Genomic DNA, 6,137 nt, shown 5'->3' on the forward strand with positions numbered 1-6,137 from the left:
CGGGAGAGTGGCTTCCGGCGCCCATTGTGGAGAAGATCTGATGGCGAAATCTGCCCAGAACGTCACCCCGTCCCGGGACATTCCTTTCAACAAGCTCGTGCTGAGCCAGTCTAACGTTCGGCACATCAAGGCCGGCATCTCGGTCGAGGAATCGACCGACGACATCGCTCGCCGCAGACTGCTGCAGAGCCTGAATTTCCTGCCCGTTCTGACGGGTGATGGTTCTGAAACCGGTAAGTTCGAAATCCCCGCTGGCGGTCGGCGCTTCCAGGCGCTGTCACTCCTCGTGAAGCAGAAGCGCTTGGCCACGACGTCGCCCCTTCCCAGTATCCTGCAAGATGCCACGTCCGCGATCCTCGCGAGGATGACTCTCTCACTGAGGACATGCTGCGCGCGGCTCTGCATCCGCTCGATCATTTCCGCGTCTTCGTCGCGCTGCGGGAGAAGGGTCAAGGCGATGAAGGGATCGCAGCCGCCTTCTTCGTCATGCCGCAGGTGGTGAAACAGCGCCTGAAACTCGCCGCCGTGACCCCTGCCCTGCTCGAATTTTACACCGAGGACGAGATGACGCTGGACCAGCTGACGGCCTTCACGATCAACCTGGATCACGAGCACCATGTGCAGGTCTGGGAGGCGATCCGGTCGTCCTGGAACATGGAACCCTATAAGGTCCGGCACATGCTGTCGAAATCCTCGGTCCGCGCCTCAAACCGTCGTGCCGCCTTTGTGGGTATTGAGTCCTATGAGTTTGCTGGCGGCACCAAGTTGCATGACCTCTTCCAGGGCGACGATGGCGGCTGGCTGGAAGACCCTGCCCTGCTCGATCGTCTGGTCAGCGAGAAGATTCAGGCTAAAGCCGAAGCCATCGCGACTGAAGGTTGGAAATGGATCGAGGTCTCGCTCGATCTGCCCTATGGCTACAGCCACGGCCTGCGGAGGCTGAGTGGAGACCCGGCGCCAATGACGGATGACAAAGGCGCGGCCCATGCCAAGCTGCTTGCCAGGTACCGGGCGCTCGAGGAGGAATACGAGGGACAGGATGAATTCCCCGACGAGATCGACGAGCGTCTTGGCGAGATGGAGAAGCTCGAGACCCGGCCGCTGATCTTCGACGCGGAAGAAATCGCACCGGCAGGGGCCTTCGTGACGCTTGATCGCTATGACGAGCTTGCAGTTTATCGGGGCTTTGTCCGGCCCGAGGATGAACCTCGGCACGATGCCGACGTCCACAGCGGTGAACAGGCGGCAGACGGGCAGGGCGTTGAGCTTTCAACGGGGAGCAAAGTGGATGGTATCGGCCATGGCACGGTGATCACCTCTGCCGGTCAAGTGCTTGGCGCGAACATGCGCGACGACGAGGAAGATGGTGCGTTGAAGCCCTTGCCCGAGCGGCTGATTATGGAGTTGACGGCGCAACGCACCCTTGCCTTGCGCGAAGCTGTCGGGCGTTCTGCTGATGTCGCCCTGACGCTACTGCTTCTGAAGCTCGTCAACGACACTTTCCGGACGCCCAGTTCGGCCGGCAGCTGTCTCGAGGCCTCTGTCCGTCACGTCTACATGTCGGCGCAGGCGAGCGATCTGAAGGACAGCGTGTTGGCCAAGCTGGTGGACGATCGCCACGCGGAATGGGAGGCCGACTTGCCGCTCGGCGACGATGCCGCGCTCTGGGACTACTTGACCTCCCTTGATCAAGGGAGCCGGCTGTCGCTGCTCGCGCATTGCCTCAGCTTCGGGATCAACGCGCTCCACGAGAAGGTGAACCCCTATGGTGCTGGTATCTCCGCCAGCGGTTTGACCAAGCGGATGACCCCGTCCGACTTGGTCGCACAGGCGGTCGATGTGGACATGGTCGAGGCGGGTTGGGAGCCGACGGCAGATACCTACCTGAACCGTGTGCCCAAGGCCCGGATCCTCGACGCCGTGCGCGAGGCGAAAGGGGAGGGGACGGCGCAACTCCTTGATCATCTCAAGATGGGCGAGATGGTGACCGAAGCCGAGCGTTTGCTGACAGGCACAGGCCGGTTGCCGGAGGTTCTTCGCCGTCACGATCTTGCAGCACTCGACGGTGCGGAAGGGCAGGGGGCGCCTGAACCCGTTTCCGACGTGGAGCAGACTGAAGATGTCGACCTTGCCACCGATGTGCCAAGCGATGAGGCATCGATGCCGATTCGGATGACTACAACCCAGCAGCTTTGGTCAAATTCACCCGGAACCGATCGCGGCGGCGCTGGTAGCGGCGGGTCATCTCAGCCGAGGCATGTCCGAGGTGCTTCTGGACGTAGCGCTCGTCAACTTCGGCCGAACTGGCGAGGCCAGCGCGCAGAGAGTGGCCGGAGAACAGCGACAGGCGCTCCCGCTCGGGCAGCTCAGATCGGATGCCGGCGTCCCGAACCGTGCGCTTGATCAGCCGCGCAACATGCTTGTCGTTGAGCCGGGCATCGAGGGCGCGCTTGCCATCGCGTGAGGTGCCGACGAAGACCGGCCCGAAGTCGATCTTCGCGAAGTCCAACCATTGTTTGAGCGCGTGCACGGGGCAGGTCTGATCCCTGGACCCTCGGCCGATCTCGACCTCGCGCCAGCCGGTCTTTGAGCGAATTGTCAGAAGGGCGCCCTTGTCGAAAACCTCGATCCAACCGCCGGAGTCGGGTGTGTCGTCTTTGTGCACGTCGAGGCTGACGATTTCTGACCGGCGCAGACCTCCTGCATAGCCCACGAGCAGGATCGCGCGATCTCGCAGCCCGCGCAGGTCGAAAGGAAGGGTGGCGACCATCGCTAGGATGTCCTCGGCCAAGATCGCTTCCTTCTGCACCGGCGGGCGTGCGTGCTTTCGCTTGATCCCGGCCAGCACCGTGGCGATGTGCCGGTTCCTGCGATCGAGGGTGAACCCCCGCTGCGCGTAGTTCCAGGCGAGGCCCGAGAGGCGCCGGTCTATTGTGCTGACCGAGAGAGCTGGGGAGGGGCCCGACCCGGACGCAAGGTCGGCGAGATAAAGCCCGATCATCTCGGGTGATGGTGGCAGCGGCTCGGCACCCTTCATCCGGCACCAGCGTGAAAAGTGCGCCCAATCCTTCGCGTAGGCCTTCAGCGTGTTGTCCGAAATTGCCGCGCGTGCATAGTCGCGCGCGGTGTCCACCAGTCGATAGAGCGTTCCGGATCCCGCGACATGGGAGGGCAGGGCGATGCCATCGCTGTCCTCTTCCTCTCTCTCGTCGACGCGAGCATCATCCAGCTTATCAGAGGGTGCTGACGTCGATTTCTCGGTCTCTGAGGGCATTTTTTCATTGAATCCGGCGATGAAATTGAACTGCTTTCCAGTCTACTCTTTTACGTCCGATAAGGCAAACTTATTGGACGTGTCGGAGAACGGCAAGGCGGGGCGGTTTGTGCACCATATTATGGACGAAAGCGCCGTGGGAGATTAGGGTTGTGGCATGACATATCAGCCCGCTACCATCTCTGACGACCTGAGCACCCTACCGCGGCTTCCCGCCTGGGTCACCTCCGGACGTGCCGAAACCGTTGAGGATGTGGCCTTTCGGTCGGGGGCGGCCTTCACGGTGCTCGATCAGCTGATCGGTGATCCCAGGCATGGCGTGCCGCTGAAGCTGCTGGCCAACCGTCTGGCCCTGAGCGCCGCAACCGCCACCTCGAAACTGGAAGGACGGCTGGCGCGGGAGGCGGACATCCGCGACGCTTTCCATCTGACGCCGCCGGGCGAGGCGAGGGGCCCGGATGGCGATCTGCTGGCCTTCTGGCGCGAAGGTGTCCGGCTGCGGGCAGGCCGGACGGGCGAGGTGGGCGCTTGGCTCCACGTGGGACTGGAACGCGCACGGGCCCATGGTCCGTTGTCGGGTTGCGTCGCCGCCCTGCGCGCTGTGCTCGAGGCCGACGACCGGGCAGAGCGCACCGCCTGCCTGCTCTCGGACGTCGTCCTTGCGCGGGCGCTGAACTGGAAGCAAGTGCTGCCCGTGACTGCGCAGCGTTTGACAAAGGCGGCTCTGCGCGACCTGACCGCAGAAGGGCAGGGGGCCGATCTGGCAGTCGAGGTGCGGATCCTCGAGTCCGTCGAAGAGTCGATCCGATTGACGCGGGACCTGGCTCGGTGCGCTGCGGCCCTTCGCGCCGTCGCCCCGAAGCTAAGGGCGAAAGGATCTGACGCGGCGGTCGACGTATTTCTGAGTGAGGATGCCGTGGCCCCGGCCTCGATGCTGTCCCCGCGCATTCACGGCACCATGATCCCTATGACCGATCGCGCGTCGCGGCGGTTTTGCGACCGGCTTGTTGAGTTGGGCGTGGCACGGGAACTGACCGGACGGTCGACCTTCCGGCTCTACGGGGTCGCATCATGACGGCGATCTCAAAACCAAAGGCCGCAAAGGGGCAGGCGGCCTCGGCACGCGATGGCGTGTTTGACCGGGAGCTGGAGGACCTGCCGCCGGAGATGCGCTGGCGGGAATGGATGGGCCGGATCGAGGCAGTGCTGTTCGCCAGCGCGTCGCCGGTCGGCCGAGAAGACCTGGCGCGACTGGTGGGGCAAGGGGTTTCGGTGGAGATGCTGATCGAGGACATCCAGGCCGAGCTGACGGGTCGTCCTTACGAACTGGCCCAAGTGACCGGCGGCTGGATGTTCCGCACCAAGACGCAGTTTGCAGATGCCATCAAGGCCGCCGCTGATCTGGGCGAGCAGTCGCTCGCCTTCACCGAGTTGGAGATGGGGGTGCTTTGTGCAATCGCCTATCACCAGCCGATCGACCGGGCAGGTCTGGCCGACATCTTCGGCAAGGAGGTCAGCCGCGATCTGCTGGCCCGGCTGCGCTACAAGGACCTGATCGCGAGCGGCCCGCGGTCGCCGCGGCCGGGGGCGCCGCATACTTTCGTGACGACCGAGACGTTTCTGGTGACGTTCGATCTGCAGAGCCTGCGGGACTTGCCGGAGCTGGAACTGGTCGCCACCGATGTGCCAGACAAGGAACCGGCGTTGAAAGTCGGAGAATAGTCGCGCCTAGGGGCCAATGCGTCACCAGTTCTCCGACGACATCCTCAGGCCGTTGCGCAAAGCTTTTTGGAGTTCTCACATGCCTCGACGATCGCGGACTCCACCTCATCGAGGTTTGCTAGACGGATCTGTGCGCGCGCCGGTTCAAGGACATCTATGTCAAGGTTCAAGCGCTTGATGAAATAGTATGCCAAAGACAGGCGCATCTCGATCCTCCGCACCCCATCACGCATATCGTAGTCGCACTGGATCGCTTCGCTCTGTGCCTCGCTCAGGCCCGGATGCGGGCACAACAGAAGTTCTATCTTGTTTTGCCAAGCAAGGTCATTCTCCGGGTCGAAGGACGCTGGACTCAGTTTTCCCAGACGCTCGATGCGCGTCAGGACGAAATCGCGAAACTCCTTACGCTCGCAGCAATATGCGCGCGCGTGCCAACGATGACCGTCAAAGGCCAAGGCGTGGGGCGCGATATCGCGCCACCGCGTGCTTGTCAGGGATCGGTAGTGGATGGAGACGGCCTTCTTCGACCGAATGGCCGTCAGGATTCTCTGAAGAACAGCGGCTCGCACATCGCGAACAATTTCGGGAGCAACATCCACACTGGGCAATTGGCTGAACGGTAGGTCGTCGCGTTTTACGACGCCATTGACCAAGGCCCGCAGCTGCAAAAGGAGGCGGTTGGCCGAGACCTTCAGGAAGCGCGGCTTCATCGGTTTGGTCGCGACGAAACGCTTCTCTGTCGCATTGTAGGCGATGTTCTCACCTGCGACTTCGCGGTAGTTTCGCAAATCCACTGATGCTTGTGGGGTGGAGATACCGAAGCGGTCCTCAAGATCGCTTCTGTTTAGGTGACCTTCCCAAAAGAGCCGCCACTCGATGAATTCAAACCTAGGAGCGAGGTTGCGGCCGGGAGATGGCACATCGTCTGTCATGGTATACCCCTATCGGTTCTTGACAGGTATAGCAGCTATACCCATATAGTTTCAATAATATTGATGCGAGTCGGCGGGAGGAGTGTCGTTGTGCCCTAATTAAAGAGAATAGAGGCTAATTTTTCCCTGACTTTTCAATGGCTGCTTGTACCTCTATTTGTGGCATTGTACCTTTAATTAGGATACTGTACCCTAATTTAGGATACAAG

4 protein-coding genes and 1 pseudogene are annotated in these 6,137 nt (G+C 61.8%); 3 read left to right on the plus strand and 2 right to left on the minus strand.

The genetic code is table 11. The features are described 5' to 3' along the window. Positions 1-40 precede the first annotated feature (40 nt). Positions 41-2,163, plus strand: a pseudogene (locus tag FCT00_RS19620) (ParB/RepB/Spo0J family partition protein); the annotation flags it as partial. A gap of 13 nt (positions 2,164-2,176) precedes the next feature. On the opposite strand, the gene FCT00_RS19625 reads toward FCT00_RS19620, so the two are convergent. Then, complete coding sequence (locus tag FCT00_RS19625; RefSeq protein ID WP_138424327.1) at positions 2,177-3,274, minus strand: tyrosine-type recombinase/integrase; 1,098 nt, start codon at positions 3,272-3,274, stop codon at positions 2,177-2,179. A 157-nt stretch (positions 3,275-3,431) separates the two neighbouring features. Between FCT00_RS19625 and FCT00_RS19630 the strand changes: the two genes are divergently transcribed. Further along, positions 3,432-4,349 carry a DUF1403 family protein gene (locus tag FCT00_RS19630; RefSeq protein ID WP_138424328.1) on the plus strand — a complete coding sequence of 306 codons (918 nt, stop codon included), beginning with the start codon at positions 3,432-3,434 and terminating at the stop codon, positions 4,347-4,349. Next, entirely contained in the window at positions 4,346-4,996 is a 651-nt protein-coding gene (gene scpB / locus FCT00_RS19635) for an SMC-Scp complex subunit ScpB (RefSeq protein WP_407943663.1), read from the plus strand. The genes FCT00_RS19630 and scpB overlap by 4 nt, the downstream gene beginning before the upstream one ends. A 44-nt stretch (positions 4,997-5,040) precedes the next feature. On the opposite strand, the gene FCT00_RS19640 is transcribed toward scpB, so the two are convergent. Further along, positions 5,041-5,928: a helix-turn-helix transcriptional regulator gene (locus FCT00_RS19640; protein WP_235889233.1), complete on the minus strand. Its 888-nt coding sequence runs from the start codon at positions 5,926-5,928 to the stop codon at positions 5,041-5,043. Between the last annotated feature and the right edge of the window lie 209 nt (positions 5,929-6,137).

This window comes from Maritimibacter alexandrii (assembly GCF_005871115.1).
GTDB lineage: Bacteria > Pseudomonadota > Alphaproteobacteria > Rhodobacterales > Rhodobacteraceae > Maritimibacter > Maritimibacter alkaliphilus.

What these genes read in the sequence shown, in the direction of transcription:
- FCT00_RS19625 (WP_138424327.1), bottom strand. Translation starts at nt 3,274, where the DNA reads ATGCCCTCAGAGACCGAGAAATCGACGTCAGCACCCTCTGATAAGCTG.
- FCT00_RS19630 (WP_138424328.1), top strand. Translation starts at nt 3,432, where the DNA reads ATGACATATCAGCCCGCTACCATCTCTGACGACCTGAGCACCCTACCG.
- scpB (WP_407943663.1), top strand. Translation starts at nt 4,346, where the DNA reads ATGACGGCGATCTCAAAACCAAAGGCCGCAAAGGGGCAGGCGGCCTCG.
- FCT00_RS19640 (WP_235889233.1), bottom strand. Translation starts at nt 5,928, where the DNA reads ATGACAGACGATGTGCCATCTCCCGGCCGCAACCTCGCTCCTAGGTTT.